Here is a 25,654-nt window from a genome sequence, read left to right as displayed (position 1 = left end):
TACCTCGATCAGGCTTATTGATCGAGGGAGTCCGACATTAAGAGAGCGGTAGCCTTTTTTAGGATCTCTTTCTCCCGCTCTAAACGCCGAACCTGGGCCTCAAGGTCTTGTATGCGTTTCTGCTCGGGAGTCATGGCCTTACTGCGCGGCGGGGTTGTGCCACCACGCTCACTGCGCAGTTGCTCTACCCATCGGCGCAATGCCGTCGGGCCTACGCCCATTGACTTGCATGCTTCGGGAATTGAATAACCTTGATCCAGAACCAGGCCGGCTGCTTCGAGTTTGAAATCTGTACTGAAAGATCTTCTGGTCACGTAAACACCTCATTGCTGGGCGAAGCTTAACGCCCTATCGGGGTGTCCAGAATCATTGAGCCACAACAGGGCTAAGTGTTTGAAACGGTTGTAACTTCGATCCAAGCCGGTACAATGGCGCGGCTCGCTTCTGGCGAGTCGCGTTATGGTGACCCTACCGGTCCCCTCGCAACGATCAGCCGTGAACCCGGTCAGGCCTGGAAGGGAGCAGCCGCAGCGGTGACATTGTGTGCCGAGGTGCGGCTGGTGGGGTTGCCTCCAGTATTTTATCTGGTTGATTTATAAAGGTTTTTCACTCCAAGCCACGCGGTGGTACAAGGAGTGATACAACCGTGTCGACCGTCCCAACCTACCTCCTGTTATCTCGCCACTCGGTCTATTACTTCCGAATCGTGGTGCCTGACGTCATTCGCCCGTTGTTTCATCGCAGGGAGATACGGCGCTCCCTTCAGACCCGCTGCAGACGTGAACCCTGATGCGTGGGCTCGAGCTTTTGCTGCAAGTTCAGCGACTTCTCACCGAAGCTTTCCAAGACATAAGTCGTCGGTTGAGCGTCTACGTGGTGCGGGAGGGAAAGACTCGCTAGTGGGGTGTTCCTGTATGCAGGCAACTGTGCAGGTGTTGGATAGCTGCCCTGCTGGCTGGCAGGGCGCTGAGCGATCTTAGCTTGTGTGGTAGCTAAGCACGCTGTCCTGCTCCTTCAAGGCTTTGCGCATATCCGCTGGGATGCTGCCGGAGCGCATGGCAAGTTCCAGGCGGATGTCTTCAAGGCTTTGGGCGAAGGCTTGTGGGTCTGTGCGTTGAGCTGAGCTGAGTACGCGGCTGTATGCGGTGGCGTCGCTGGCATCCAGTAGAGATAGAACAACCCCGCCGTCGGGGCGAGGTGGGCTGAATGTAGCGCGCAGCGGGGCAAACAGCTGTTCAACGAGTTCGCGGTTGATGTTATCCATGACCATGCTCCATCCTGAGGGTGATAGCTTCAGACCCCAAAGATGCACAATGGTTCGCGGACCTCGTTAATCAGGCTGTCAGTGACTGCCGGGCGCGCTCGATGACCTGTTCCAGGTGAGCGCCGCTGTACTGGCCGGGGTACAGGCGTTGGCTGTGTTTGGCGATGCCAGCGTCGTTGACAATAGTGAAGCTGAAGCTGCCTTTGCGGGCGGCCAGGATGCGGCAATCAAAGGGTGCAAATGCACTTGAAAGGGTGCGAATAGCATCCTGAATTTGGTGTTGAGTGTTCATTTTTTGGTGTTTCCTAAAACATCGGGCGCGTCATTGCGCTAAATAGAGCTCCAGGCTGTCGACCTAATGTGTCGATTGCATGTGCAGATAGGAGCTGGACTGCGCGCACAAGTTCCAATAGTGGTTACGGTGTGCGGGTCGGTACGTCGGAGGCGGGCTTGAGTCAGCGCTTGCGCGGGACAGCCAGATCAGTCAGCAGGTTGGGATATGGGTTAGAGCTGTGCGGCATTACCCTTGGGTGATGCGCTCTTACCTGGAAACCATCGAGGGGGCCAAAAGGCCTGATTGACTTACAGCGTGGTACGAACGGCGAGGATGATACCCGTCTGGTTAATTTTTCGCCAGTTTATTTGCAGGCAATGCTGCAGGTTGGCCATTAGTGGGCTGCGCATCGGATGCAATTTGCCCCATGCTCCGTTAGGATTAGCCCCACTTTTGCTTTCCTCTCGTGACGGGTTTCGATGAGTTATCAGGTTCTTGCACGCAAGTGGCGTCCGCGCTCGTTCAACGAAATGGTTGGCCAGACGCATGTGCTCAAGGCGCTGATTAATGCGCTCGATAGCCAGCGATTGCACCATGCCTATCTGTTCACGGGCACCCGCGGTGTGGGCAAGACCACGATTGCGCGAATTATTGCCAAGTGCCTGAATTGCGAGACCGGCATCAGCTCGACGCCCTGCGGTGTCTGTTCGATTTGTAAAGAGATTGATGAAGGCCGTTTTATCGACTTGATCGAAGTCGATGCTGCCAGCCGCACCAAGGTTGAGGACACTCGCGAGTTGCTCGACAACGTGCAGTATTCGCCTAGCCGTGGACGCTTCAAGGTCTACCTGATCGACGAAGTGCATATGCTCTCAACCAGCTCCTTCAATGCGCTGCTGAAGACCCTGGAAGAACCGCCGCCCCACGTCAAATTTCTCCTGGCTACCACGGATCCGCAGAAACTGCCGGTCACGGTGTTGTCGCGCTGCCTGCAGTTTTCACTGAAGAACATGCCGCCGGAGCGGGTGGTTGATCACCTCACCCATGTTTTGGCTGCGGAGAACATCCCGTTCGAGAATGACGCGTTATGGTTGCTCGGCCGCGCGGCCGATGGGTCGATGCGCGATGCCATGAGCTTGACTGATCAGGCGATTGCCTTTGGCGAGGGTAAGGTGCTGGCCGCCGATGTGCGCGCCATGCTTGGCACCCTCGATCATGGTCAGGTCTACGGTGTGCTGCACGCTTTGCTGGAGGGCGATGCGCGCGCTTTGATCGAAGCGGTGCGGCATCTGGCTGAGCAGGGGCCGGACTGGAATGGCGTGCTGTCCGAGATGCTTAATGTGCTGCACCGAGTCGCCATTGCCCAGGCGCTGCCCGAGGCGGTGGATAACGGCCAGGGTGATCGTGAGCGGGTACTTGAACTGGCCAGGGTTCTGCCTAGCGAAGATGTGCAGTTTTATTATCAGATGGGTTTGATCGGGCGCCGCGATCTGCCGTTGTCTCCTGAACCGCGCAGTGGCTTCGAGATGGTTTTGTTGCGCATGCTGGCCTTCCGCCCGGCGGATACCCATGATGCGCCGAGGGTGGCGCTAAAGCCGCTGGGGATTAGTCAGGCCACTGCTGATCCCGCGACTCACCCAGTGGCCGGTGCGGCTGTACCGCCACCGGTGAGCATTCCTGTTGCTGTTCCGCCTATGCTGCCGACTCCTGTAGTTGAAGCTGCACCTGTAGTGCCGGTAGCTGAGCCTGAAGCAGTTGTGGGATTAGTGCTGCCCGCACCGGAGGCGGTCAGCGTACCCGCTGAGCAGCCTTCGCTGACTGAAACGGCCGTCTCCTCTGAAGCATCCGCGCCTGCGGTGGATCTACCCTGGGAAGAGCAGGTTAATGCGCCAGTTGCTCAAACGCCTGAGCCCGTTACAGAAGTCGCTGAGCCTGCCGTTGCTGCGACAGCGTCCATCACGACAACTGCCGAACCGCCGCAAGCGGTATTGCCTGAGCCGCAACTGATTGAGCCACCGGTTCCATCCGCCGATTCGGATGACGATGAGCCGCCGCTGGGCGATTACGATTATGTCGAAATGGACGCCGAATCGTTTGACTACGACTTTGATGCAGTAGAGCGCACAGCATCTGTCGAGCCAGAGGTCTTGCCAGCGGCGCAGCCGGCGACCGGGCTGGCGGCTGACTGGCTGGAACTGTTCCCGAAACTTGGCTTGTCTGGGATGACCGGCAGCATCGGGGCCAATTGCACGTTGATAAGTACAGAGGGCGATAACTGGTTGCTCCACCTGGACCCTGCGCATTCGGCGCTGTTCAACCTGACCCAGCAACGGCGCCTGAATGACGCGCTCAATCAGTTTCATGGGCGTGAGCTCAAGGTGCTGATCGAGTTGTGCAAACCTGAGCAGGAGACGCCGGCTCAGGCGGCTGCGCGTAAACGGGCCAATCGCCAGCGTGAAGCTGAGGCCTCGATCCACCAGGATCCGGTTATTCAACAAATGATTCAGCAGTTCGCGGCAGTTATCCGCGCGGACAGCATTGAACCCCTGGATACTCCCGTTAACCCCTAATTACCGAGGACTTACACCATGATGAAAGGTGGCATGGCCGGCCTGATGAAGCAGGCTCAGCAGATGCAGGAAAAAATGCAGAAGATGCAGGAAGAGCTGGCGAACGCCGAGGTAACCGGTCAATCCGGTGCTGGGCTGGTCAGCGTGGTCATGACTGGGCGTCATGACGTCAAGCGTGTCAGCCTGGATGACAGCCTGATGCAGGAAGACAAGGAAATCCTTGAAGACCTGATTGCCGCAGCGGTAAACGATGCCGTACGCAAGGTCGAGCAGAATAGCCAGGACAAGATGTCCGGTATGACTGCCGGTATGCAGTTGCCACCAGGCTTCAAAATGCCGTTCTAAAAAGCATCGGATCAGCGCACATAGCGGCGCTGCGGCAGGTGTGGGTATCCTCAGCCCGCGCCTGCTGAGCCCTGATTTCTCAGGGCTCAATAGCCCGTAGGGTTTTGTTGGTAAGCGTTAGTAGCCATCGAGTATTTCCCATGAGTTTCAGCCCGCTGATTCGCCACCTGATCGACTCTCTACGCATCCTTCCGGGTGTTGGGCAGAAGACTGCACAGCGTATGGCATTGCAGATGCTTGAGCGTGATCGCTCCGGCGCCTTGCGTCTTGCGCAGGCGCTGACCCAAGCGATGGAGGGGGTTGGCCACTGCAAACAGTGCCGTAGCCTGAGCGAGGACGAGGTGTGTCAGCTGTGTCTGGATCCGCGGCGTGATGACAGCCTGCTGTGCGTGGTCGAAGGGCCGATGGATGTGTATGCGGTTGAGCACACCGGGTTTCGCGGGCGTTACTTTGTGCTCAAGGGGCATCTGTCGCCGCTTGACGGTCTCGGCCCGGAAGCCATCGGCATTCCTGAGCTGTTAGCGCGTATCGCAGCAGGCAGTTTTACCGAGGTGATTCTGGCCACAAATCCAACGGTTGAGGGTGAGGCCACCGCGCACTACATCGCTCAGCTGTTGGCGGGCAAGGGGCTGATTGCCTCGCGCATTGCCCATGGTATGCCGCTTGGCGGTGAGCTGGAGCTGGTGGACGGTGGCACTCTGGCGCATTCGATTGCCGGGCGCCGACCTATCCAGCTCTAAGCTCGCGGCTAGCTGTCGGCTTGATCGCCCTTGTGCATGGCGTAATCCTCTTCTTGTAAACCAAGCAAGCGCTTGGTAATTTCCCTGAAACCTCAGTGGGAATACCTCATGTCTGCCTTTCAGGAATACTTCGACGAATCGCACCAGATGGTGCGCGATTCGGTCAGGCGCTTTGTCGAGCGTGAAATTCTGCCGCATATCAATGACTGGGAGGAGGCTGAGGAGTTTCCTCGCGAGCTCTATCTCAAGGCCGGTGCTGCAGGCATTCTTGGCATCGGTTACCCGGAAGCTTTTGGCGGCAGCCATGAGGGTGACGTTTTTGCCAAGGTTGCGGCTAGCGAGGAGTTGATGCGCTCAGGTTCTGGCGGCTTGGTGGCAGGGCTTGGCTCCCTGGACATCGGTTTGCCGCCTGTAGTGAAGTGGGCCAAGCCGGAGCTGCGCGAGCGCATCGTGCCGCAGGTGCTCGCAGGCGAAAAGATCATGGCCCTGGCTGTGACCGAGCCGTCCGGTGGTTCGGATGTGGCCAATCTGAAAACCCGTGCGGTGCGTGATGGCGATTTCTATCGTGTCGGCGGCAGTAAAACCTTTATCACCAGTGGCGTGCGCGCGGATTACTACACGGTTGCCGTGCGTACCGGGGGCGATGGCTTTGGCGGTGTCAGTCTGCTGTTGGTGGAGAAGGGTACGCCTGGCTTCACCGTAGGGCGCAAGCTGAAGAAAATGGGTTGGTGGGCATCGGATACGGCGGAGTTGTTCTTCGATGACTGCAAGGTGCCGGTAGGCAACCTGATTGGCGCCGAGAACATGGGCTTTGCCTGCATCATGGCGAATTTCCAGAGCGAGCGGTTGTCGCTGGCGATCATGGCCAATATGACTGCGCAGCTATCGCTCGAGGAAGCATTGAAATGGGCCAAAGAGCGCGAAGCGTTCGGCAAACCGATCGGCAAGTTTCAGGTGCTCAAACATCGTCTGGCGGAGATGGCGACCCAGCTTGAGGTATCGCGTGAGTTTACCTATAGGCAAGCGGCGAAGATGGCGGCAGGTAAAGGCGTGATCAAGGAGATATCCATGGCCAAGAACTTTGCCACTGATATTGCCGATCGCCTGACCTATGACTCGGTGCAGATTATGGGTGGCATGGGCTATATGCGCGAAAGCCTGGTGGAGCGGCTGTACCGCGATAACCGTATTCTGTCGATTGGTGGTGGCTCGCGTGAAATCATGAACGAGATCATCAGCAAGCAGATGGGTTTATAGAGCCTAGGTTTACAAACGGTAGATAAAACAAACCCCGCGAGCGCGGGGTTTGTTTTAAAGCAGGACAGGGGCTTAGGCCACCTGTACCTCTTCAGCTTGCATACCTTTCTGACCGCGAGCGGCCACGTAGGTAACAGTCTGGCCTTCTTTCAGGCTTTTGAAACCGTCGCTTTGGATGGCTTTAAAGTGAACGAAGAGATCATCGCCGCCGTTAGTCGGGGTAATGAAGCCGAAGCCTTTCTCATCGTTGAACCATTTGACGGTGCCAGTTTCGCGATTTGCCATGGTGTGTCTCTTAAATCGATACGAAGTGCGGTGCCAGAGTGCTCATAGCACCTATGCGGTTTTGCTGATAACTACAAGTCAGCTCAGCCATAATAGGCCGTTTTCACGGGAAGTGTTGGGTTTAACGTTAATTATTCATATTTTTCTCTGCTCATGACCTGCAAAGTCCCTGTCAGTCTGGGCTGCAGGCATTTGGGCGTCTGCCAGATGTTGTTGCTGATAATGAATTCTGGCCAGTTTTGCCTGCTTAAGCGTGAGCTTGACCCATGTAAAACGCCCCGGTGCTCTTGAAAAGCGTCGGGGCGTTTGTTTTTCAGTCTGTCGCCAGAGATTTTTAGCCGTGTTATGCCGAGCTGCGTAGGCGGGCCAGGTCGCGTAGCGGCGGCGCACCGAACAAGCGGCTGTATTCACGGCTGAACTGCGAAGGGCTTTCATAGCCGACCCGGTAACTGGCCGAAGCTGCTTCCAGCCCTTCGCAAAGCATTAGGCGTCGCGCTTCCTGCAGGCGTAGCTGTTTCTGATACTGCAAAGGGCTGAGGGCGGTGACGGCCTTGAAGCGGTGATGGAGGGTTGAGGTGCTGAGGTTGACTTCGCGGGCCAGGTCCTCGATGCGTAGCGGTTGGTCGAAATTCAGATTCAGCCATTCGATGGCGCGGTTGATGCGCTGGCTCTGGCTATCTGCGATGGCGATTTCGTGCAGACGATGGCCCTGCGGGCTGTGTAGCAGGCGGTAGAAAATTTCGCGCACCGCCAGCGGCGCAAGTATGGCGATATCGCGCGGAGTCTCCAGTAGACGCAGCAGGCGCAATACCGCGTCGAGCAACTGAGTGTCCAGACGATCCAGGTACAGCGCCCGGCGCTGGCCGGTATTGGGAACGCCAATCGGGCCGATCTCAGCGATCAGGCTGGTGATCAGCACCGGATCAATCTCCAGGCGCAGACTCAGGTACGGCAATTCTGGAGTTGCACCGATCACCTGGCTGGTTACTGGCAGGGTCACGGAGGCGACCAGATAGTTCAGCGGGTCATAGGTGTACTGTTCATCGCCGAGGCGCACATTCTTGCGGCCCTGGGCAATGATGCCCAGACATGGCCGGTACAGCACCGGTATGGGCAAGCTGGGCTGAGTCGCGCAGGCCAGGTCGAGGCCGCTAATGGCGCTGCGGTGCAGGCCGTCGCCAGGGCACTGGCGCTGGATCAGGGCGGCCAACTCTGCCTGGCGCAGGGCAAGGTTGTCATCGAGGGCTACGGAGTTTACGAGCGATGTCATGAGATGCTCCTGTTGCTGGCCGCAGGCTAGCTCGGTTTTTCAGGCAAGTCTGTGCCAAACATAAAGAGCTGCAGGATCAGGCAAGGATTTGCTAGCAATAGGCAAACAGCAAAGTACTGTCGGTTATCAGTGTATTGCTGAATTGGTGGTTGGCTTCATCTGGTTAGGTGTGCCTCATTTTGTGATTGCAGCTTTAGGCAATAATCCGCCAGAAATCGTCTAACCCCAAGTACATCATTTCGCCGAATCTGTTGCTGTCACGGCAGCCTTTGTCGCTTACCTGCAGAGGATTTGGCCGTGTTGAATATCCAAGACCAAGCCATTCTGAGCACCGGCGCCAGCAGCGGTATCGGCGAGATTTGTGCACGCTTGTTGGCCGAGAAGGGCGCGCGGTTGTTACGCGGCGTGCGGTGTACCGAGCGTCTGGAACAACCGGTGGATATCGATCTCAGCGAGCTGATGGTGCGGCTGACGGGAGTCCTTACTGAGCTGGAGAGCAAACCGATGCTGAGTCATACCGCAGTGCTGCATGCGAGGGCGGGACGCACCGAGCAATTGGGGTTGTGTCTGCACAACCTGGGTGAATCCATGCAGACCCTTCCCGGGTGCCTGGATGTTGAGGTGCAGCAGCTGCCGGATGATGCGGCGCAGTGGCTGCTGCAGAGTCGCTGGCAATCGACGGCGGCGTTGCAGGCATTTTTCGCCGCGCCGCTGTTGCAGCAGGTGCTCGACCAGGCTTTGCAGCAAGGCCTGCTGCAAAGCCTGCAATGTCAGGCCGCTTGAACAGCAGAACGCCCCGGCACGCTGAGCGTGTCGGGGCGTTTTGTTGTAACGCAAGTTACTTGAGGTTGGCTTTCAGCGCTGCTGCGGCTTGCTGCATGGCGCTTTGCGTGCCGGGGATCTGACTGATCACATTGAGTAAGCCGAAGTCATGGATCATGCCGTTGTAACGCACGGAGGTGACGTTGACCCCAGCTGCGTCCAGCTTGCGTGCATAGGCTTCGCCTTCGTCACGCAGCACGTCGAACTCGGCGGTTTGCACCAGGGCCGGTGGCAAGCCTTTCAGCTGCTCCACCGAAGCCTGCAACGGCGAGGCGTAGATTTCGGCGCGCTGTTTCGGATCGGTGGTGTAGTTATCCCAGAACCACTGCATCAGGCTCTTGCTGAGGAAGTGGCCGTCGGCGAACTGGTTATAGGAGGCGTTGTTGAAGTTGGCGTCAGTCACCGGCCACAGCAGCAGTTGGAACTTGATCGCCGGGGTGCCTTTGTCTTTGGCCATCAGGCTGACCACTGCGGCCATATTGCCGCCCACGCTGTTGCCGGCCACAGCCAGACGCTTGCCGTCGACACCAATCTGCGCGCCGTTCTGTGCCACCCATTGGGTTGCGGCATAGGCCTGGTTGATTGCAGTCGGGTACTTGGCTTCGGGTGACGGGGTGTAATCGACATACACCGCTGCCGCGCCGGAGCCCACCACCAGGTCATGGATCAGGCGTTCGTGGGTCGGGTAGTCGCCCAGCACCCAGCCGCCACCGTGGAAGAACATAAAGACCGGCAGCGTGCCTTTGGCATCGGATGGGCGCACGACTTTGAGCTGGATCGACTGACCATCGACCTCGATGGTCTTGTCGACCACCTTGATGCCCGATACATCGACCTTGACCCCAGCCTGTGCGCCAACCAATACAGCGCGGGCCTCTTTAGGGCTCAGCTGTTCGAGGGGCTTGCCACCGCCAGCGGCGAGGGCATTGAGGAAACCTTGAGTAGTACGCTCCACCCCGGGGCTACCAGCGGCAAACGCGCTGTTGACGGCAAGGGCGAGTACGGCGATCGACAAACCTTGTTTGATGTTCATGTGCAGCCTCCTGGGGCGGGCCGCTGACTGGCAGCGGCCGGATGAGTAGTGAGTTAGTCGAGCAGCGTCAGGGTGACGTCGATATTGCCGCGGGTGGCATTGGAGTAAGGGCAGACGATGTGCGCACGCTCAATCAGGGTCTGCGCTTGCTCACGGTCCATACCTGGCAGGCTGATACGCAATTCGACTTCGATGCCGAAACCGTTGGGGATTGCGCCGATACCCACCACACCTTCGATCGAAGCGTCCGCAGGCATCGCCAGCTTGTCGCGCCCCGCGACGAACTTCATCGCGCCGATAAAGCAGGCTGAGTAGCCCGCAGCGAACAGCTGCTCAGGGTTGGTGCCCGCACCGCCTGCACCGCCGAGCTCTTTCGGGGTGGTCAGGGCGACGTCGAGTATGCCGTCGGAGGAGATGGCACGGCCGTCACGGCCGCCGGTGGCTTCTGCATAGGCACGGTAAGCAATGGTTTGAATCGACATGGCGGTAATCCTCTGGAACTGTTTGGGTTGGTTTGTTTAAGGCGTTGCGGTGTCAGGCGGTGATCAACCTTCGTGGGTGATCAGCCAGTTCGGGTAAAGGCCTTTGCCGTCTTTCTGGCTGTCTTCAGCCAGAACTGGGGCGGAAAGGGCGAGCAGGGCGGTGAAAGCGATCAGGGTTTTCATAACGGTTCTCCACGACAGTCAGGTTGTTGGGTTAGGTGAAGACAACTGCAGGTTTTCGTGGTCTTTTCGCGCTAATGTTTTGTGCGCTAATCAGTTCCATGGGGCGAACTCTAGAGTGCATTAATTTTGCGCGCAAGATATTTTTTTGATCATTTAGCGATAAGTGCTGCTTGGTTCGGGCATAAGCGAGGATTGGCGGGCGATTGCGCGATTTTTTGAGCGTGGCGGCAGGGCGAAATTATTGTACGGAGCAAGGAAATGACGGGGTTACGTGACGCGATCTGTTTAACCAGACCGCTGGGGCGGGCGACATATCTGTCGCCCAGGTGACTTATACGGCTTGCTGCAGGCTGCTGCGCAGGGTGACCAGTTCAGCTTTGAGGGCGCCGAGTTCTGCAGCGGATTGCTGAGTGGCGGTGAGGATGCAACCGGGGATGCGCTTGGCTTGTTCGCGCAGGCTGCGGCCTTTCTCGGTGAGGAACAGCTCGACCACACGCTCGTCAACACTGCTGCGGGTGCGCTTGAGCAGACCTTCGGCTTCCAGGCGTTTGAGCAGCGGGGTGACGGAACCTGGGTCGGTGAGCAGACGGCTGCTGATATCGCCCACGGTGATGCCATCGCCTTCCCAGAGCACCATCATCGCCAGGTATTGCGGGTAGGTCAGGCCCAGCTCCTGCAGCAGCGGCTTGTAGACCTTGGTCAACAGCAGCGAAGTCGAATACAGGGCAAAGCACAGCTGGTTATCGAGTAGCAGTTCGTCGCAAGGGTCTTGCGTAGTCATGGCGTTCTCCAGCGGCACAGGACAGGTGCCGACAATTTATCGCGCCAACTACTGTTATGCCAATTGAATGCGTGCGGTGTTCATCCGGCCAGACAAACGTTAGGCGTTAAAAATGGCCGGGAGCCATTTTTGACGTCGCATAGCGACGCCCCGCAGGGTGGCTGCCAGGGATGGCAGGCATAAAAAAGCCCCAGGCACCGGCGGCGCTGGGGCTTGTGGGCTGGTCGATTACTCCACGGCCGCCTGGGCTTTCTTGCTTGAGCCTTTCGGTGCAAAGCGGGCAGCCAGGCGCATGGAGGCGGTTACCAGGCGTTGATAGAAAGCCGGCCATAGGCGTTGCATGCCATCCAGGGCGTAGGCGTCCGGGCCGATCAGGATGCGCCGCTTGTTCGCCAGCGCGCCGTTGATGATGACCTGGGCGGCTTTTTCCGGCGTGGTGCGTAGCAACTGGTCGTTGAATTGCTGACGCGCCTTGTCGGCATCCTGACCGGTGACGCTGCTTAGGCTGGCGTTCATCCGCGCGGTCTTGGCGATATTGGTCTTGATCCCGCCGGGGTGCACGCAGCTGGCCGATACGCCGCAATCGGCCATGTCCAGCTCCTGGCGCAGCGACTCGGTGAAGCCGCGTACGGCGAACTTGCTGGCGTTGTAGGCGCTCATGCCCGGCTGGGCGAACAGGCCGAATACGCTGGAGACGTTGACGATATGGCCCTGGCCGCTGGCTTTGATATGCGGCAGGAAGGCCTTGGTGCCGTTGACCACGCCCCAGAAGTTGATGTTCATGATCCACTCGTAGTCGGCGTAGTCGTTGCCTTCCACGGTGCCGCCCTGGGCCACGCCGGCGTTATTGAAGATTGCGTTGACTCGGCCGAACTCGCTCACTACCTGATCGGCCCAGGCATGCACGGCCTCGCGGTCGGCGACGTTGACCAGGGTTTCGCTGACCTGCACGCCAAGCTTGCGCGCCTGGGCGGCGGTTTCCGCCAGCCCTTCGGCATTCACATCGGAGAGCGCCAGCTGGCAACCCTGGCGAGCCAGACCGAAGGCCAGGGCGCGGCCAATACCGGAACCTGCGCCAGTGATGGCGGCTACCTTGTTTTCAAACGACTTCATGCGCTGGCCTCCTGGGCAGTCAACTGGATAGCGCTGTTCTGCGCCGGGTGTGCCGCGTGCTTGCGGCTGAAATGATAGGCCGCTGGGTCAAAGTTGCGCGTCAGCAGGCGGAAACGCCAGGTAAAACCAGGCCAAACGGTGCAGTTACGGCCACTGACCGGGTGCAGATACCAGCTCTTGCAGCCGCCGGCATTCCACACGGTGTTGCCCAGGCTGCCCTGCAGTTTGCCGTTGAACTTGTCCTGCACCGCTTGTTTGACTTCCAGGCTCTGCAGCTCTTGCTCATCCACCAGCTTGAGCGCACCGAGTACGTAATGGATCTGCGACTCGATCATGTAGACCATCGAGTTATGGCCCAGGCCGGTATTCGGGCCCATCAGGAAGAACAGGTTGGGGAAGCCGGCAGTCAGCGTGCCTTTGTACGCCTGCGGGCCTTCTGGCCAAGTATCGAGCAGGTCAGCGCCGCCACGGCCGAACACCACGCCACGTGGCAGTGGGTCGCTCGGGGTGAAGCCGGTGCCGAAGATGATTGCGTCAATCTCGCGCTCTTTACCGTCCACGGTGCGGATGCTGCCGCTGCGAATTTCCTCGATGCCGTCGGTGATCAGGTCGACGTTAGGCTGGGTCAGTGCCGGGAAGTAATCGTTGGAGATCAGCACGCGCTTGCAACCCATCAGGTAATCCGGGGTGACTTTGGCGCGCAGGATCGGGTCCTTGATCTGTTTGTTGATGTACCACTTGCCGACTTTCTGCGCGACGGTCATCACCTTGGGCAGCATGGCAAAGCCGATCACCCGGCTTTCCAGCAGGGCATAGATAGCGCCGCGCCAGAGCTTCTGCAGCAGCGGGAAGCGTTTGAAGCGGTTGCGCTCGCGCTCGCTGATGGCACGGTCGGGCTTGGGCATGATCCACGGTGCGGTGCGCTGGTACAGATCGAGCTGGCTGACCTGCTTCTGGATCTGCGGCACGAACTGAATCGACGAGGCGCCGGTGCCGATTACCGCAATGCGCTTGCCGGTAAGGTCATAGCTGTGATCCCACTGCTGCGAGTGGAAGATCTTGCCGGTGAAATCGCCCAGGCCCTTGAGCGCCGGAATCGATGGGGTGGACAACGCACCCATGCCGGAGACCACGAACTGCGCGGTATAGCTGTTGCCGGCGCTGTCGCTGATCTGCCACAGCTCTTGCTGTTCATCCCAGGCCAGGCGGGTGATTTCAGTGTTCAGTTGGGTGTGATTTTGCAGGCGGTACTTGTTCCAGCAGCCTTCCAGGTAACCCTGGATTTCTGGCTGCTTGGCAAACATGCGCGTCCAGTTGGGGTTCTGCTCGAACGAAAAGGAATACAGGTGCGATTGCACGTCACAGCCGCAGCCCGGGTAGTTGTTGACCCGCCAGGTACCGCCGACACCAGCTTCTTTCTCGAACAGCAGAAAGTCATGCTCACCGGCCTGCTTCAGGCGGATGGCCATACCCAGGCCGGAGAAGCCCGTGCCGATAATGGCCACCTTGCAGTGGCGGGTGGCAGTAGGGGGTGAGACGGGTGCATTCATGGCCAAGCTCCTGTTATGTTTATTGCTGGCGTATACAGCTGTATACCAAGGTAGACAAATGTATACTCGCCAGCAAGCAGCATTCTCACAAGCCAACTTTTAGGTAGGGTTCGTCATGCAGGCAGACGCCAGCGAGCAGCAGCCAGGCGCAGAAAAAGCCACCGAGGCCCCCGGCAAGACCCTGTTACTGGAGGCCGCGTTACGTCTCACCTCAACCAGCCGCAGCCTGAGCAACCTGGGCTTGCGCGAGTTGGCGCGTGAGGCGGGGCTCAATCCCAATACCTTTTACCGGCACTTCAAGGATGTGGATGACCTGGGGCTGACGGTGATCCGGCAGATCTCCACCCAGCTGCGCCAACCGCTGCGCGACCTGCGCCGTGAAGCCGCCGAGCGGGCCGTGCAGACGAGCGGCAAGAGCCTGCCCATGCTGTTTGGTATCGACCTGCAGCGCGGTCGGCGGGTGTGCCATGAAACCGTGCAGCTGTTCTTCGATTTCGTTGCGCAGAACCCCGAAGCCTTCATCATCGGCGTGCGCGAACTGCATGGTGCTTCTGCGGTGTTGCGCGCGGCCCTGCAGGAGGTGATGGATGAATTTGGTGCGGACATGGCTGAGGACATTATCGCCTTCAAGCTGCTGCCGGACATGGTCAACCCGGCAGTGGTACGGCAGGTGTCGAACCTGATCAGCCGCAACCTGTTCCAGCTGTCGCTGGACTATATCGAGCAGCCTGAACGGCAAGCAGCGATCTGTGCACTGGCCGAAGAGCAGATAGTCATGCTGTTTACCGGGGCCAGCGTGTTGCAAAGTCTGGGGCAGTTGAAGTTGCCCGCCGAATAAACGCGGCTACAACTGAGGCGAATCAATGGCGGTGCCATCTGCGGGCGTTATGCTAGATCGGCATAGTGCTACCGTGCTGTCCCGACGTTTGCCCATTAAGGACCCCCTATGATTGAAGCCACCTGGATTGCTTTTGCCTTTTTCATGGGGCTGGTGGCGCGGGGGATTGGTCTGCCGCCGCTGGTAGGTTACCTGGGAGCTGGCTTTGCTCTAGCCGGTTTTGGCGAGCATATCGGGGTTGGCCCGCGTGACAGTGTGGCGTTGGATCACATCGCCCATCTAGGTGTGCTGCTGTTGCTGTTTACCGTGGGCCTCAAGCTGAAAATCGGCAATCTGGTGCGGCGCGAGGTGATCGGCGGTGGTCTGCTGCATTTCGCTATTTCCAGTCTGATCTTCCTCCCGGCGATTCTGTTGCTGCTGGAGCTGCCCTGGCAGCAGGGGTTGCTGTTGGCCATTGCCCTGTCGTTTTCCAGCACGGTGCTGGCGGCCAAGGTGCTGGAGGGCAAGCGCGAGCTGCGCGCCTTCCACGGGCGGGTGGCGATTGGTGTGTTGATCATCCAGGACCTGATTGCCCTAGTGGTGATGAGTCTGGCCAGCGGCAAGGTGCCTTCGGCCTGGGCATTGCTGCTGTTTGGTTTGCCATTGCTGCGGCCGTTGCTGTTTAAGCTGCTCGATGTCAGCGGTCACGAGGAGCTGATGGTGCTGCTCGGCCTGCTACTGGCTCTGGTACTGGGCGGTTACGGCTTCGAGCAACTGGGGCTGAGTTCCGAGCTGGGCGCGTTGGCCTTTGGTGCCATGCTGGCCAAGCACAAGCGCGCCACCGAGCTGGCCAACTCGCTGTGGGGCATCAAGGAAATCTTTCTGGTCGGCTTCTTTCTGCAGATCGGCATTGGCGGCCTGCCGGATGCCGCTGCCTTGAAGTTTGCCCTGGTCATGGCCGTGCTGTTGCCGCTCAAGGGCGTGCTGTTCTTCTTTCTCTTTCTGCTGTTCCGCCTACGCGCGCGCAGTGCCTTTCTCAGCAGTGTCAGCCTGACCAACTACAGCGAGTTCGGCCTGATCATGGCCAGCGTGGTACTGCCGGAGTGGATGATTCCCCTGGCGATTACCGTTGCGCTGTCCTTTGTGATTTCCGCACCGCTCAATCGGGTTGTTCATCCGCTATACGAGCGCCTGGCTAAACGTCTGACTGCCCTGGAGCGCAATATCCGTCATCCGGATGAACAGCCGGTTTCTCTAGGCCTTTCCCAGGTGCTGGTAATGGGCATGGGGCGTACTGGACGTGCAGCCTATGACTACTTGCGGGAGAAGGGCTATCAGGTGGTGGGCCTGGATTCCGACCCAGTGGTGATCGAGCAGAGCAACAAGGTGGGGCGTAGCGTGCTGTTTGCCGACGGTGAGGACCCGATGTTCTGGCAGCACCTGCAGATGCCCAATATTGACGCGGTGATCCTTGCGCTCAACGATGAAGAGGCCAAGGTGATTGCCACGCAGAAGCTGCGTGAGCGCGGTTTTAACGGTTTGGTGGTGTCCCATGCGCTGTACGAGGATATCGCCATGCGTATTCAGCAGGCCGGTGCCGACCGTACTTATTTGACCATGAGCGAGGCGGGTGCCGGTCTGGCTGAACATGTATTGCGCACGCTGAAAAGCCGTGCCGAGGCTGACGCGGATTAGCGATCAGCCTCGGCAAGTTGGGCTTAGCTGAAGCCCAGACGCTGGCGCCAGCGTTTTTCCAGCGCTTTGCTATCGTGGTCCAGCGGATGGAAGCCCGGGCGGTAGTAGTCCAGATATGGCAGGATCAGTTTGGTCAGGAAGCCGTTACGTGGGCCGAACAGGGTTTTCAGGCCTTTGCCCCAGCTGCGCCAGTTGAACAGTTGGCCGTCCTTGCGCAGCAGGTGCAGCTGGAACCAGCCGATCACACCGAAGAAGATCACGGTGGAAATCGCCATCATGCCAACGCGGGTGAAGTAGCCGCCGTAGACCTTCTGGTACACGTCGTAGCAGACCGCCTTGTGTTCGTTCTCCTCAATCGCGTGCCACATCCACAGTTGATAGAGCTTGGGGTCATTCATCTGGGTGGTCAGGTCTTCGCGTTGCAGCAGTTGCTCGGCCATGGTTGCGGTGAAGTGCTCCAGGGCACAGGTGGCGGCCAGGCGCTGCTTCTTGGTGGTGATTTTGGTCACCCACTCCAGCAGCACCTTGATGCGTAGTTCCAGCAGTTCTAGGTCGATGTTGTGCTCGGCGGCGTAGTCGTTATAGGCCGCGTGCTCTTTCGAATGCATGGCTTCCTGGCCGATAAACGCGCTGATGTCCTTCTTCAGCTGCGGCTCGGTGACCTTTTCGCGCACGGCGCGCACGCTGTCGACAAAGAACTTCTCGCCATAGGGAAACAGCGACGACAGGTTGTTCATGAAGTGGCTCATAAAGGGGTCGCCGGCAAACCAGAACTTCTGGCTTTCATCGAAGGTGAAGTCCATGCGGCGCACGGGAAAGCTGGCGGTTGGGGTGCTGGTTTTGGCTGTCATAAGGGCGACTCCTCGGCATATTGATCGCGTTCGCGACCGCTCTTGTTATGGGGCTTGGGACGACAGGCTGGGCTGTCTTGGGCCGTGATTAATCTTTAGCCGAGGGCGTTTTAGGCGCGAGGTCATTCCTGGCCAGGGCGGCCGGAATTGCGCCAACTTATGGATAGTTGTCGGACAGTTCGTCAGGCTCGGGTCCGTCAAGGGCGCGAGTCAGCAGCGGGTGGGCTGGTCGGGGCGGGGCGCTTCGATACAGCCCTGCTGCGCCAGGAAGGCGCGGCAGGGCTGCTGGTTATTGATGCTGTAGGGTGGCTTAGCGTTGCTGACGCAGCTCGGCAACTTCCGTGCGCAGGGCGCGCAGTTCATCGAGTAGCAATTGCTCGGTGGGCGAGGGCGGAGCGAGTTTGGCTTCCTGCTCATGGGTGGTCTGCATGGCATTGACCACCACGGCGATAAACAGGTTGAGCATCATAAAGGTGGCAATCAGGATAAACGGCAGGAAATACATCCACGCCAGCGGGAATTGCTCCATCACCGGGCGCACGATGCCCATCGACCAGCTTTCCAGGGTCATCACCTGGAACAGGGTGTAGAGGCTGGCACCGAGGCTGCCGAACCACTCGGGGAAGGCTGCGCCGAACAGCTGTGTAGCCATCACCGCCGCTACGTAAAACACCAGGCCGAGCAGCATGGCGATACTGCTCATACCTGGCAGCGAAGATAACAGTGCTTCGACCACCCGGCGCATGTTCGGGTTGATCGAGATCAGTCGCAGTACGCGCAACACGCGCAGCGCCCGCAGCACGGCAAATGGGCCGCTGGCCGGCACCAGCGCCACACCCACCACCAGACAGTCGAAGACCGCCCAGGGGTCACGTAGCAGGCCCAGGCCACGGGCGACAAAGCGCAGTGCCAGCTCCAGGATAAATACCGCGAGAATCAGCTGATCCAGCGTTAGCAGCAATTTGCCCCACTCGGCCATCAGGCCTGGGTAGGTCTGGATGCCGAGAATTGCGGCGTTGAGAATGATCAGGGCGGTGACCAGGCGGGTGATGGCTGTGCTTTCCATCAGCGCGCCGAGGCGCAGACGCCAATGAGTGGATGGCGGGTTCATGGGTGTTTCGTTCATGGTCTGTGGGGTTCTTGTGTAAGCGGTGAGCGAATCTGTTCGCGAGGGGCAGCCTGGCCCTGACTGCAGCGCTGCCGTCAGGGCCTTGAGGCGGATTTATTGGTCGTTGAGGGCGAAGCTGGTCAGGGCAAAGGTGGGGATACCGCTGTCCTGTAGTTTTTGCGAACCGCCCAGTTCGGGCAGATCGATGATCGCGGCGGCTTCGATGATGCTCGCGCCCATGCGCCGTACCAGTTGTGCGGCGGCCAGCAGGGTGCCGCCGGTGGCGATCAGGTCATCGAAAATCAGCACTTTATCGCCTTCGCAGAGGCTGTCGGCGTGCACTTCCAGTTTGGCTTCGCCGTACTCGGTCTGGTAGCTCTCGCTGAGCACGTCGGCGGGCAGCTTGCCTTGCTTGCGGAACAGGATCAGCGGCTTGTTCAGCTCATAGGCGATGATCGAGCCGATCAGAAAGCCACGCGCATCCATGGCGCCGATATGGCTGAAATCCGCTTCGACGTAACGCTGGATAAAACTGTCGGCGACCATGCGCAGGGCGCGTGGCGACTGGAACAGCGGGGTGATATCGCGAAAGATCACGCCTGGCTTGGGGAAGTCCACCACCGGGCGGATCAGGGTTTTGATAGTGAATTCGTCGAAGATCATCGGCTAGGTCCTCAGGGCGGGTCGATCAGCCCTCGAGGTTACCGCCGGCCAGGGCGCACAGCTCGATGGGGTCGAGGATATGCACTTCCTTGCCTTCGGCTTCGAGCAGCTTGTTCTGTTGGAAGCGGGTAAATACCCGCGATACGGTCTCGACTGCAAGGCCCAAATAGTTACCAATTTCGTTGCGCGACATGGCCAGGCGGAACTGATTGGCCGAGAAGCCGCGGGCGCGGAAGCGCGCCGACAGGTTGACCAAGAAGGTGGCGATGCGTTCATCGGCGGTTTTCTTCGAGAGCAACAGCATCATCTGCTGATCGTCGCGGATCTCCCGGCTCATGATGCGCATCAGTTGGCGGCGCAGCTGCGGCAATTGCACCGACAGCTCGTCAAGGCGCTCGAAGGGGATTTCACACACCGAAGTGGTTTCCAGAGCCATGGCCGACACGGGGTAACTTTCGCTGTCCATGCCGGACAGACCGACCAGTTCGCTGGGCAGGTGGAAGCCAGTGATCTGCTCATCACCGCTGTCGCTCAGGCTGAAGGTTTTCAAGGCGCCGGAGCGCACGGCAAATACCGAGTTGAAGGCATCGCCCTGGCGGAACAGGAATTCGCCCTTTTTCAGTGGGCGGCCGCGTTTGACGATTTCGTCGAGCGCATCCATGTCTTCCAGGTTCAGGGACAGCGGCAGGCACAGACTCGCCAGGCTGCAATCCTTGCAATGGGCTTGGTGTGGGGTATGCAACTTGATGCTTTCGGACATCGCTGGCGATCCTGGCTAAACACACAATAGACGTAAGGTTACAGCAGGGCGCAGGGTAGAGCCACTAAGACGCAAGTCTGATCGAATGTTCAAGTTTTAGCCGGCGTGGCCGATAGTGCGGGCGACTTTCAATATCGGCAAGGAGCACCAGTATGCGTCTGGAATCGACTCAGTTGAGCGCCCGCATGAACCTCGCGCTGGAGCGCAAGAGTGCTGCGGCCGATGGCGTTGTGGCGAGCAGCGAGGAGGAGAAGCAGGCGCTGCGCGACAGCCTGCGGGTGAGCCTGTCGGAACTGGGCAAGGCGCGCTCTGCCGCCGCAGAGAAGAATCGCGATATTGATGAGAGCAGCCTGCCGGATGTGGTCAAGGATCTGCTTAAGCGAATCCGTGAGATCAAGGCGCAGATTGAGGCGAAGAAAGCCGAGCTGAAAGAGGTCATGCAGGATCAGAGCCTCGACCCTGAGGCCAAACGTATGAAGATCGAAATGCTGCAGGGCGAGCTGGCCTCGCTGCAGGGCGCGTTGAGCAGCGCCAATGCGACGCTGATCAAGGTTATGCGTGAGCAGGATCTGAGCGATCAGCAGATGCAGGAAGTGGCCAGCCTGGTTATGAAATAAACCCGGCCCATACAGTCCGCCGTCTGCTAGATCACTCGGGAAAAACGTTGCCGACTCAGCTCATTCAGGTAGCGATCAAACAGCATGCACAGTGAACGCACCAGTAGCCGACCAGCCGGCAGCACCGCAATGCCCTGAGCGTTCAGTTCAATCAGGCCATCACTGGCCATCTGCTGCAACTGCGGCCAGATATCGGCAAAGTAGCTGCGAAAATCGATGGCATAGGCTTGCTCGATATCAGCAAAACGCAACTGAAAATGGCAGATCAGCTGTTGAATCACTGCGCGGCGCAAGCGGTCGTCCGGGTCGCAGTGCAGGCCGCGCCGGGTAGCCAGTTCGCTGTGGTCGAGGCTTTCCTGGTATTGGCTCAAATCGCTGCTGTTCTGGCAGTAGAGGTCGCCAATCTGGCTGATCGATGACACGCCCAAACCGATCAGGTCGCAATGACCGTGAGTGGTGTAGCCCTGGAAGTTGCGCTGCAGGCTGCCGTCTTCCTGAGCGCTGGCCAGTTCGTCGTCGGGCAGGGCGAAGTGATCCATGCCGATATAGCGGTAACCGGCGGCGCTCAGTTGCTCGATGCTGGCCTGCAGCATGGCCAGTTTGTCGGCGGGGCTGGGCAGGTCACTGGTGTTGATCCGCCGCTGCGGCATAAAGCGCTCGGGCAGGTGGGCGTAATTGAACAGCGACAGGCGATCGGGCTGCAGGGCAATCACTTCGGCCACGGTACGGGCGAAGCGCTCCGGGGTTTGCAGCGGCAGGCCGTAGATCAGGTCGATGTTGACCGAGCGAAACTGCAGGGTGCGTGCGGCTTCGACGATGGCGCGGGTTTCTTCCAGGGTTTGCAGGCGATTGACCGCCCGTTGCACGGCCGGGTCGAGGTCCTGCACGCCCAGGCTGACGCGGTTGAAACCCAGCTCGCGGAGCAGGCCCATGGTCGACCAGTCGGCTTCGCGCGGGTCGATCTCGATGCTGTAGTCACCGCTGTCGTCATCCAGCAGGTTGAAATGCTGGCGCAGGTGGGCCATCAGGTGGCGCAGTTCATCGTGACTTAGAAAGGTTGGCGTGCCGCCGCCGAAGTGCAGCTGCTCGACCTTCTGCTGCGGATCGAGGTGGCGGCTGATGATCTCGATTTCGCGTTCGAGCTTTTCCAGATAGGGCTGGGCGCGGCCGCGATCCTTGGTGATCACCTTGTTGCAGGCGCAGTAGTAGCAGATGTGCGCGCAGAACGGGATGTGCACATACAGCGACAGCGGCCGCAGCGCCTTGCGGCTTTCGCGCAGGGCGTGCAGCAGGTCGAACTGGCTGATGCGCTCATGGAACTGCACGGCGGTCGGATAGGAGGTATAGCGCGGGCCGGCCTGGTCGTAGCGGCGGATCAGGGTGCTGTCCCACTGGATGGCGTTGAGCATGCGGGTATTCCCGGTTTGGCTTTCAATACCGGGCAGTCTATGAGCGCTGCGGCTGGGGTGTTTTGACCTGTATCAAGCGGCCTGCTAGTGACCCATCAGCCAGTGCTGGTGCGGGCCGGGCATTGTCCACAGGCCGAAGAGGATCACCAGAATGCCGGCTGCCGTGCGCACACCCTGTTTGCGCAGCAAGGCGGTCAGGCGTTCGGCGGCGATGCCGGTGGCTAGCAGCACTGGCAAGGTGCCGAGGCCAAAGGCAAGCATTAGCGCAGCGCTGTCGACTGCATTGCCTTGGCTGGCGGCCCACAACAGGGTGCTGTAAACCAGGCCGCAGGGCAGCCAGCCCCACAGGCCGCCGAGCATCAAGGCATGCGGCAAACTGGTGACCGGCATAAAACGCCGGGCCAGTGGCTGGATATACCGCCAGAGGCCATGGCCGAGGGCTTCGATACGGGTCAGGCCACTCCACCAGCCGGCCAGATACAGCCCCATGGCGATCAGCAGCAACGCCGCAATCACCCGCAGGCCCATGACCAAAGGGCTATTGGCTAATGCCCAGCCCGCCAGGCCAAGCAGCAGGCCGGCCAGGCTGTAACTGAAGATGCGTCCCAGGTTGTAGGCCAGCAGCAGCTGAAAGCGCTGTGCGCGCCGCTCGGGCGGAATGGCCAGGGTCAGCGCGCCCATCAGGCCGCCGCACATACCCAGGCAATGTCCGCCGCCGAGCAGGCCGAGAATCAGTGCCGAGATCAGCAGCGGCAGCAGCTCAAGCACCGGGCTTGTCCTGGTCGGGCTGAGATTCGTCGAGTTGTTGAACCTGGCTTACGGCGGCAGTGTGCTTGGGGTCTTCGTCATCGAACAGGATGCTGTGGGCCGGGCCGTCGAGGTCGTCGTACTGACCGCTGTCCACCGCCCAGAAGAACAGCCAGATGGCAAAGGCCACCAGGGCGATGGCAACCGGGATCAGGATATAGAGGGCGGGCATGGCTCAGTGGCTCCGGCGCAAGAATTGCCGCAGATCGAGGCTGGCAACTGGGAAGAGTCTATCCGGGCTGCGGCCGGTCAGCGCGACGAAGGCAAACAGAACATTAAGGAAAAGCATGATCAGGATATCCGGCAGGCTGTCAGTAAACAGGCTGCTAAGCGTGGCCTGCTGGCTGATCAGCGCGGTGGCAACGTGGTACGCCATAAACAGCTGCAGGCTGAACAGCACCACGGCCAGTAAGCGCACCCACCCGGCAACCTTGCCAGTCATGTTGTTTCGCATAGGACCTCGCCGAGCGTATTAGTGGACTGTTTGACCTGTGCATGTCGGTTGTTACTTCCACCTCGACGGCGCGGTGGTGGGGCGGTGAAGCGTGATCCCCCTAGGTGCGTGTCAGACGCAGAGCGTTGATCACCACCAGCAATGAACTTACCGACATGCCCAGCGCGGCCCAGATGGGGGTGATCCAGCCGATAGCGGCGAAGGGCAGCACCAGGCCATTGTACAGGCTGGCCCAGGTTAGATTCTCGATGATGATGCGCCGGGTTCGTTGCGCCATGTGTAGCGCCTGCACCAGGCTGCTCAGGCGGTTGGACAGCAGCACGGCATCGGCGCTGGTTTTCGCCAGGTCGGTGGCGCTGCCCATGGCCACGCTGATATCGGCGGCGGCCAATACCGGCACATCGTTAACCCCGTCACCCAGCATCAGCACCCGGCGGCCCTGGCTGTGCAGCTGCTTGAGCACCTCCAGCTTGGCATCCGGCGTGAGGCCGCCACGGGCGTCTGTGATGCCCAGCTGGCGCGCCACTTCGCCGACCATCGGTGAGCTGTCGCCGGACAGCAGCATGATCTGCCAGCCTTTGCTCTTGGCCATGTCGATCAGTTGCGGCGCGTCGTCACGCAGGCGGTCATTCAATACAAACCAGGCCAGCGGCCCTTGCTCATCGCCTAGCAACAGCCATTGGCCGTGTTCGCCGCTAATCGTCGGCGCCGGTTGTGTACTCAGCGCGCAGACAAAATTGGCCTCGCCGATACGCAGCAGCCGTTTGCCAACACGCCCCTGCAGGCCCAAACCTGGATGGCTGTCGACCGCTTCGGCGGCCTCAGGGGCCTGGCCGAAGGCGCGGGCAATCGGGTGTTCTGAGCGGTTTTCCAGCGCTGCGGCCAAGGCCAGGCAGGTGTCGGCATCCAGCTCGCGCAGGGGGTGGATGGCGCTGAGGGTCAGGCGACCTTCGGTGAGGGTGCCGGTCTTGTCCAGCACCAGGGTGTCAATTTGATTGAGCCCTTCGAGTACATGGCCGCGGGTCAGCAGCATGCCCAGTTTGTGCAGAGAACCCGTGGCGGCGGTTAGTGCTGTTGGCGTGGCCAGGGCGAGCGCGCAAGGGCAGGTGGCGACCAGCAGGGCCAGGACAATCCAGAACGCCCGCGAGGGATCGAGCTGCCACCAGACCAGGCCGACGACAGCCGCCACCACCAGGACAATCAGCAGGAACCACTGCGCAACCTGATCGGCCAGTACCGCCAGGCGCGGTTTGTCGCTTTGCGCACGCTCCAGCAGGCGAACGATGGCCGACAGTCGCGTGGCATCACCGAGGGCCTGCACTTCAATTTGCAGCGGCCCTTCGACATTGAGTGTGCCGGCGGTCACGCTGTCGCCGACGTTGCGTGGTTGTGGCAGGTACTCGCCGGTCAGCACGGACTCATCCACGCTCGACTGACCCTGGATGATGCAACCATCGGCGGGCAGCAGGGCGCCGGGCGGCACCAGTACCTGATCGCCGACCTGCAGTTCATTGAGCAGAATGCGCTGGCTCTGACCTGCTGCGTCCAGGCGTAGGCAGGAGGCCGGTAGCAGATTGACCAGCTGCGCGGTGGCGGCAGCTGTGCGTTCGCGGGCGCGGCGCTCCAGATAGCGGCCGGCCAGCAGAAACAGGGCGAACATGCCCACCGCATCGAAATACAGCTCGCCCTGGCCGGTGACGGTTGACCAGATCCCGGCGATGTAGGCGCCGCCAATCGCCAGGGATACCGATACATCCATGGTCAGGTGGCGGGTGCGCAGGTCGCGCAGCGCGCCACGGAAGAACTGGCCGCAGCAGTAGAAGACAATCGGTGTGGTGAGAAACAGGCTGACCCAGCGCAGGATCTTGTCCAGCTCGGGGCTGAGGTCGATGTTGAATTCCGGCCAGGTGGCCATGGTCGCCATCATCACCTGCATCCACAGCATGCCGACCACGCCCAGCTCGCGCATGGCGCGACGGTTCTCGCGGTGCAGCTGTTCGGCGGCGGCATCGGCCTGCCAGGGGTGGGCAGCGTAGCCGATCTTGCGCAGCGCCTTGAGCAGGCTGCTGAGCGGCAGTTGGCTGTCGGCCCAGCGCACTTGCAGGCGGTGGTTGGACAGGTTGAGGTGCGCCTCGCTGACGCCTGGAAGGCTGCGCAGGTGTTTTTCGATCAACCAGCCACAGGCCGCGCAGCTGATGCCTTCGATCAGCAGGCAGGTCTCGCTGAGTTCGCCGTCATGTTCGACAAAGGGCTGCTGCACGTCGCTGCGGTCATACAGCGCCAACTCGTCAGGCAGCGCCTGGGGCAGGCTTTGCGGGTTGGCGGCGCTTTCGCTGCGGTGCTTGTAGTAGTGCTCCAGACCGCCGCTGACAATGGCTTCGGCCACTGCCTGACAGCCCGGGCAGCACATCTCGCGGGTTGCACCCAGTACCTGGGTCTGGAAACGGCTGCCGGCAGGAACCGGCAGGCCACAGTGATAGCAGGGAGTCGGACTGGCCATCGGT

Annotated in this window: 28 protein-coding genes, 1 other RNA gene and 1 pseudogene; 11 read left to right on the top strand and 19 right to left on the bottom strand. The window is 59.9% G+C overall.

What is annotated here, in order from left to right; translation table 11 throughout:
• Positions 1 to 14 precede the first annotated feature (14 nt).
• Positions 15 to 314, bottom strand: coding sequence for a transposase (locus RHP75_RS21310; protein ID WP_143511578.1), 300 nt, complete (start codon positions 312 to 314; stop codon positions 15 to 17).
• Between the two features lie 155 nt (positions 315 to 469).
• Between RHP75_RS21310 and ffs the strand changes: the two genes are divergently transcribed.
• Together ffs and RHP75_RS21305 are read left to right on the top strand one after the other, a co-directional pair.
• Positions 470 to 566: signal recognition particle sRNA small type (ffs, locus tag RHP75_RS11945), an RNA gene on the top strand.
• An 80-nt stretch (positions 567 to 646) separates the two neighbouring features.
• Positions 647 to 790: a DUF6538 domain-containing protein gene (locus tag RHP75_RS21305; RefSeq protein ID WP_409079647.1), complete on the top strand. Its 144-nt coding sequence runs from the start codon at positions 647 to 649 to the stop codon at positions 788 to 790.
• 186 nt (positions 791 to 976) lie between these two features.
• Here RHP75_RS21305 and RHP75_RS11940 read toward each other — a convergent pair whose 3' ends face one another.
• A complete protein-coding gene (locus RHP75_RS11940) occupies positions 977 to 1,264 on the bottom strand; it encodes a DUF3509 domain-containing protein (protein WP_311088378.1) in 288 nt (95 codons plus the stop codon).
• Positions 1,265 to 1,334: 70 nt separating this feature from the next.
• Complete coding sequence (locus tag RHP75_RS11935) at positions 1,335 to 1,556, bottom strand: hypothetical protein (RefSeq protein WP_090256116.1); 222 nt, start codon at positions 1,554 to 1,556, stop codon at positions 1,335 to 1,337.
• Between the two features lie 461 nt (positions 1,557 to 2,017).
• On the opposite strand from RHP75_RS11935, the gene dnaX reads away from it, so the two are divergent.
• From dnaX to RHP75_RS11915, 4 genes are all read left to right on the top strand, one after another.
• On the top strand, positions 2,018 to 4,108 hold the full coding sequence (dnaX, locus tag RHP75_RS11930) for a DNA polymerase III subunit gamma/tau (protein WP_311088377.1): 2,091 nt from the start codon (positions 2,018 to 2,020) through the stop codon (positions 4,106 to 4,108).
• 18 nt (positions 4,109 to 4,126) lie between these two features.
• On the top strand, positions 4,127 to 4,453 hold the full coding sequence (locus tag RHP75_RS11925; protein WP_090385942.1) for a YbaB/EbfC family nucleoid-associated protein: 327 nt from the start codon (positions 4,127 to 4,129) through the stop codon (positions 4,451 to 4,453).
• 140 nt (positions 4,454 to 4,593) lie between these two features.
• Entirely contained in the window at positions 4,594 to 5,193 is a 600-nt protein-coding gene (gene recR, locus RHP75_RS11920; RefSeq protein WP_289238368.1) for a recombination mediator RecR, read from the top strand.
• A 108-nt stretch (positions 5,194 to 5,301) separates the two neighbouring features.
• Entirely contained in the window at positions 5,302 to 6,450 is a 1,149-nt protein-coding gene (locus RHP75_RS11915; protein WP_311088376.1) for an acyl-CoA dehydrogenase family protein, read from the top strand.
• A gap of 72 nt (positions 6,451 to 6,522) precedes the next feature.
• Here the strand turns inward: RHP75_RS11915 and RHP75_RS11910 are convergent, their stop codons facing one another.
• Positions 6,523 to 6,735: a cold-shock protein gene (locus tag RHP75_RS11910; RefSeq protein ID WP_069516724.1), complete on the bottom strand. Its 213-nt coding sequence runs from the start codon at positions 6,733 to 6,735 to the stop codon at positions 6,523 to 6,525.
• 343 nt (positions 6,736 to 7,078) lie between these two features.
• Positions 7,079 to 8,005 (bottom strand): AraC family transcriptional regulator, encoded by a 927-nt coding sequence (locus RHP75_RS11905; RefSeq protein ID WP_311088375.1) that lies wholly within the window; start codon positions 8,003 to 8,005, stop codon positions 7,079 to 7,081.
• A gap of 297 nt (positions 8,006 to 8,302) precedes the next feature.
• Here RHP75_RS11905 and RHP75_RS21300 point away from each other — a divergent pair.
• Both RHP75_RS21300 and RHP75_RS11900 read left to right on the top strand, forming a co-directional pair.
• Positions 8,303 to 8,434, top strand: a pseudogene (locus RHP75_RS21300) (oxidoreductase); the annotation flags it as partial.
• Positions 8,435 to 8,464: 30 nt separating this feature from the next.
• Positions 8,465 to 8,788 (top strand): putative quinol monooxygenase, encoded by a 324-nt coding sequence (locus RHP75_RS11900; RefSeq protein ID WP_409079737.1) that lies wholly within the window; start codon positions 8,465 to 8,467, stop codon positions 8,786 to 8,788.
• 55 nt (positions 8,789 to 8,843) lie between these two features.
• Here RHP75_RS11900 and RHP75_RS11895 read toward each other — a convergent pair whose 3' ends face one another.
• The 5 genes from RHP75_RS11895 to RHP75_RS11875 form a co-directional block, all read right to left on the bottom strand.
• Positions 8,844 to 9,860 (bottom strand): alpha/beta hydrolase, encoded by a 1,017-nt coding sequence (locus RHP75_RS11895; RefSeq protein ID WP_311088373.1) that lies wholly within the window; start codon positions 9,858 to 9,860, stop codon positions 8,844 to 8,846.
• A 53-nt stretch (positions 9,861 to 9,913) separates the two neighbouring features.
• Entirely contained in the window at positions 9,914 to 10,342 is a 429-nt protein-coding gene (locus tag RHP75_RS11890) for an organic hydroperoxide resistance protein (RefSeq protein WP_311088372.1), read from the bottom strand.
• Between the two features lie 514 nt (positions 10,343 to 10,856).
• On the bottom strand, positions 10,857 to 11,306 hold the full coding sequence (locus RHP75_RS11885) for a MarR family transcriptional regulator (protein ID WP_311088371.1): 450 nt from the start codon (positions 11,304 to 11,306) through the stop codon (positions 10,857 to 10,859).
• A 228-nt stretch (positions 11,307 to 11,534) separates the two neighbouring features.
• A complete protein-coding gene (locus tag RHP75_RS11880) occupies positions 11,535 to 12,419 on the bottom strand; it encodes an SDR family NAD(P)-dependent oxidoreductase (RefSeq protein WP_311088370.1) in 885 nt (294 codons plus the stop codon).
• Positions 12,416 to 13,969: an NAD(P)/FAD-dependent oxidoreductase gene (locus tag RHP75_RS11875; RefSeq protein ID WP_311088369.1), complete on the bottom strand. Its 1,554-nt coding sequence runs from the start codon at positions 13,967 to 13,969 to the stop codon at positions 12,416 to 12,418. Before RHP75_RS11875 ends, RHP75_RS11880 begins: the two co-directional genes overlap by 4 nt.
• 115 nt (positions 13,970 to 14,084) lie before the next feature.
• Between RHP75_RS11875 and RHP75_RS11870 the strand changes: the two genes are divergently transcribed.
• Complete coding sequence (locus tag RHP75_RS11870) at positions 14,085 to 14,807, top strand: TetR family transcriptional regulator (RefSeq protein ID WP_311088368.1); 723 nt, start codon at positions 14,085 to 14,087, stop codon at positions 14,805 to 14,807.
• A 108-nt stretch (positions 14,808 to 14,915) separates the two neighbouring features.
• Complete coding sequence (locus tag RHP75_RS11865; protein ID WP_311088367.1) at positions 14,916 to 16,481, top strand: cation:proton antiporter family protein; 1,566 nt, start codon at positions 14,916 to 14,918, stop codon at positions 16,479 to 16,481.
• A 23-nt stretch (positions 16,482 to 16,504) separates the two neighbouring features.
• On the opposite strand, the gene RHP75_RS11860 is transcribed toward RHP75_RS11865, so the two are convergent.
• The 4 genes from RHP75_RS11860 to fnr all read right to left on the bottom strand — a co-directional run bounded on the left by RHP75_RS11860 (position 16,505) and on the right by fnr (position 19,863).
• Positions 16,505 to 17,332, bottom strand: coding sequence for a metal-dependent hydrolase (locus RHP75_RS11860; RefSeq protein WP_090256130.1), 828 nt, complete (start codon positions 17,330 to 17,332; stop codon positions 16,505 to 16,507).
• A 310-nt stretch (positions 17,333 to 17,642) separates the two neighbouring features.
• Positions 17,643 to 18,443 carry an ion transporter gene (locus RHP75_RS11855; RefSeq protein ID WP_409079646.1) on the bottom strand — a complete coding sequence of 267 codons (801 nt, stop codon included), beginning with the start codon at positions 18,441 to 18,443 and terminating at the stop codon, positions 17,643 to 17,645.
• Between the two features lie 111 nt (positions 18,444 to 18,554).
• Entirely contained in the window at positions 18,555 to 19,103 is a 549-nt protein-coding gene (locus RHP75_RS11850) for an adenine phosphoribosyltransferase (protein WP_311088365.1), read from the bottom strand.
• Positions 19,104 to 19,128: 25 nt separating this feature from the next.
• Entirely contained in the window at positions 19,129 to 19,863 is a 735-nt protein-coding gene (gene fnr / locus RHP75_RS11845) for a fumarate/nitrate reduction transcriptional regulator Fnr (protein ID WP_160014490.1), read from the bottom strand.
• Positions 19,864 to 20,015: 152 nt separating this feature from the next.
• Between fnr and RHP75_RS11840 the strand changes: the two genes are divergently transcribed.
• Positions 20,016 to 20,480, top strand: coding sequence for a hypothetical protein (locus RHP75_RS11840; protein WP_311088364.1), 465 nt, complete (start codon positions 20,016 to 20,018; stop codon positions 20,478 to 20,480).
• Positions 20,481 to 20,506: 26 nt separating this feature from the next.
• Here the strand turns inward: RHP75_RS11840 and hemN are convergent, their stop codons facing one another.
• From hemN to RHP75_RS11815, 5 genes are all read right to left on the bottom strand, one after another.
• Complete coding sequence (gene hemN / locus RHP75_RS11835) at positions 20,507 to 21,889, bottom strand: oxygen-independent coproporphyrinogen III oxidase (RefSeq protein ID WP_311088363.1); 1,383 nt, start codon at positions 21,887 to 21,889, stop codon at positions 20,507 to 20,509.
• Positions 21,890 to 21,973: 84 nt separating this feature from the next.
• On the bottom strand, positions 21,974 to 22,657 hold the full coding sequence (locus RHP75_RS11830) for a sulfite exporter TauE/SafE family protein (RefSeq protein ID WP_311088362.1): 684 nt from the start codon (positions 22,655 to 22,657) through the stop codon (positions 21,974 to 21,976).
• Positions 22,650 to 22,868 carry a cbb3-type cytochrome oxidase assembly protein CcoS gene (gene ccoS / locus RHP75_RS11825; protein WP_257779448.1) on the bottom strand — a complete coding sequence of 73 codons (219 nt, stop codon included), beginning with the start codon at positions 22,866 to 22,868 and terminating at the stop codon, positions 22,650 to 22,652. The genes RHP75_RS11830 and ccoS overlap by 8 nt, the downstream gene beginning before the upstream one ends.
• A gap of 3 nt (positions 22,869 to 22,871) precedes the next feature.
• Positions 22,872 to 23,138, bottom strand: coding sequence for a hypothetical protein (locus RHP75_RS11820; protein WP_311088361.1), 267 nt, complete (start codon positions 23,136 to 23,138; stop codon positions 22,872 to 22,874).
• Positions 23,139 to 23,250: 112 nt separating this feature from the next.
• Positions 23,251 to 25,650 (bottom strand): heavy metal translocating P-type ATPase, encoded by a 2,400-nt coding sequence (locus RHP75_RS11815; protein WP_311088360.1) that lies wholly within the window; start codon positions 25,648 to 25,650, stop codon positions 23,251 to 23,253.
• Positions 25,651 to 25,654: the final 4 nt, after the last annotated feature.

The sequence above is a fragment of the Pseudomonas sp. SG20056 genome, assembly GCF_031764535.1.
GTDB lineage: Bacteria > Pseudomonadota > Gammaproteobacteria > Pseudomonadales > Pseudomonadaceae > Aquipseudomonas.
Note: the sequence above shows the minus strand (reverse complement) of the source record. Positions and strands in the feature narration are given on the sequence as shown.

Coding starts and splice junctions, on each gene's coding strand:
- RHP75_RS11865 (WP_311088367.1), top strand. CDS start 14,916: ATGATTGAAGCCACCTGGATTGCTTTTGCCTTTTTCATGGGGCTGGTG.
- RHP75_RS11925 (WP_090385942.1), top strand. CDS start 4,127: ATGATGAAAGGTGGCATGGCCGGCCTGATGAAGCAGGCTCAGCAGATG.
- RHP75_RS11940 (WP_311088378.1), bottom strand. CDS start 1,264: ATGGATAACATCAACCGCGAACTCGTTGAACAGCTGTTTGCCCCGCTG.
- RHP75_RS11880 (WP_311088370.1), bottom strand. CDS start 12,419: ATGAAGTCGTTTGAAAACAAGGTAGCCGCCATCACTGGCGCAGGTTCC.
- RHP75_RS11900 (WP_409079737.1), top strand. CDS start 8,465: ATGGTGCGGCTGACGGGAGTCCTTACTGAGCTGGAGAGCAAACCGATG.
- RHP75_RS11840 (WP_311088364.1), top strand. CDS start 20,016: ATGCGTCTGGAATCGACTCAGTTGAGCGCCCGCATGAACCTCGCGCTG.
- RHP75_RS11875 (WP_311088369.1), bottom strand. CDS start 13,969: ATGAATGCACCCGTCTCACCCCCTACTGCCACCCGCCACTGCAAGGTG.
- dnaX (WP_311088377.1), top strand. CDS start 2,018: ATGAGTTATCAGGTTCTTGCACGCAAGTGGCGTCCGCGCTCGTTCAAC.
- hemN (WP_311088363.1), bottom strand. CDS start 21,889: ATGCTCAACGCCATCCAGTGGGACAGCACCCTGATCCGCCGCTACGAC.
- RHP75_RS11820 (WP_311088361.1), bottom strand. CDS start 23,138: ATGACTGGCAAGGTTGCCGGGTGGGTGCGCTTACTGGCCGTGGTGCTG.
- RHP75_RS11915 (WP_311088376.1), top strand. CDS start 5,302: ATGTCTGCCTTTCAGGAATACTTCGACGAATCGCACCAGATGGTGCGC.
- RHP75_RS11850 (WP_311088365.1), bottom strand. CDS start 19,103: ATGATCTTCGACGAATTCACTATCAAAACCCTGATCCGCCCGGTGGTG.
- RHP75_RS11905 (WP_311088375.1), bottom strand. CDS start 8,005: ATGACATCGCTCGTAAACTCCGTAGCCCTCGATGACAACCTTGCCCTG.
- fnr (WP_160014490.1), bottom strand. CDS start 19,863: ATGTCCGAAAGCATCAAGTTGCATACCCCACACCAAGCCCATTGCAAG.
- RHP75_RS11910 (WP_069516724.1), bottom strand. CDS start 6,735: ATGGCAAATCGCGAAACTGGCACCGTCAAATGGTTCAACGATGAGAAA.
- RHP75_RS11870 (WP_311088368.1), top strand. CDS start 14,085: ATGCAGGCAGACGCCAGCGAGCAGCAGCCAGGCGCAGAAAAAGCCACC.
- recR (WP_289238368.1), top strand. CDS start 4,594: ATGAGTTTCAGCCCGCTGATTCGCCACCTGATCGACTCTCTACGCATC.
- ccoS (WP_257779448.1), bottom strand. CDS start 22,868: ATGCCCGCCCTCTATATCCTGATCCCGGTTGCCATCGCCCTGGTGGCC.
- RHP75_RS11815 (WP_311088360.1), bottom strand. CDS start 25,650: ATGGCCAGTCCGACTCCCTGCTATCACTGTGGCCTGCCGGTTCCTGCC.
- RHP75_RS11855 (WP_409079646.1), bottom strand. CDS start 18,443: ATGAACCCGCCATCCACTCATTGGCGTCTGCGCCTCGGCGCGCTGATG.
- RHP75_RS11935 (WP_090256116.1), bottom strand. CDS start 1,556: ATGAACACTCAACACCAAATTCAGGATGCTATTCGCACCCTTTCAAGT.
- RHP75_RS11895 (WP_311088373.1), bottom strand. CDS start 9,860: ATGAACATCAAACAAGGTTTGTCGATCGCCGTACTCGCCCTTGCCGTC.
- RHP75_RS11885 (WP_311088371.1), bottom strand. CDS start 11,306: ATGACTACGCAAGACCCTTGCGACGAACTGCTACTCGATAACCAGCTG.
- RHP75_RS11890 (WP_311088372.1), bottom strand. CDS start 10,342: ATGTCGATTCAAACCATTGCTTACCGTGCCTATGCAGAAGCCACCGGC.
- RHP75_RS11860 (WP_090256130.1), bottom strand. CDS start 17,332: ATGACAGCCAAAACCAGCACCCCAACCGCCAGCTTTCCCGTGCGCCGC.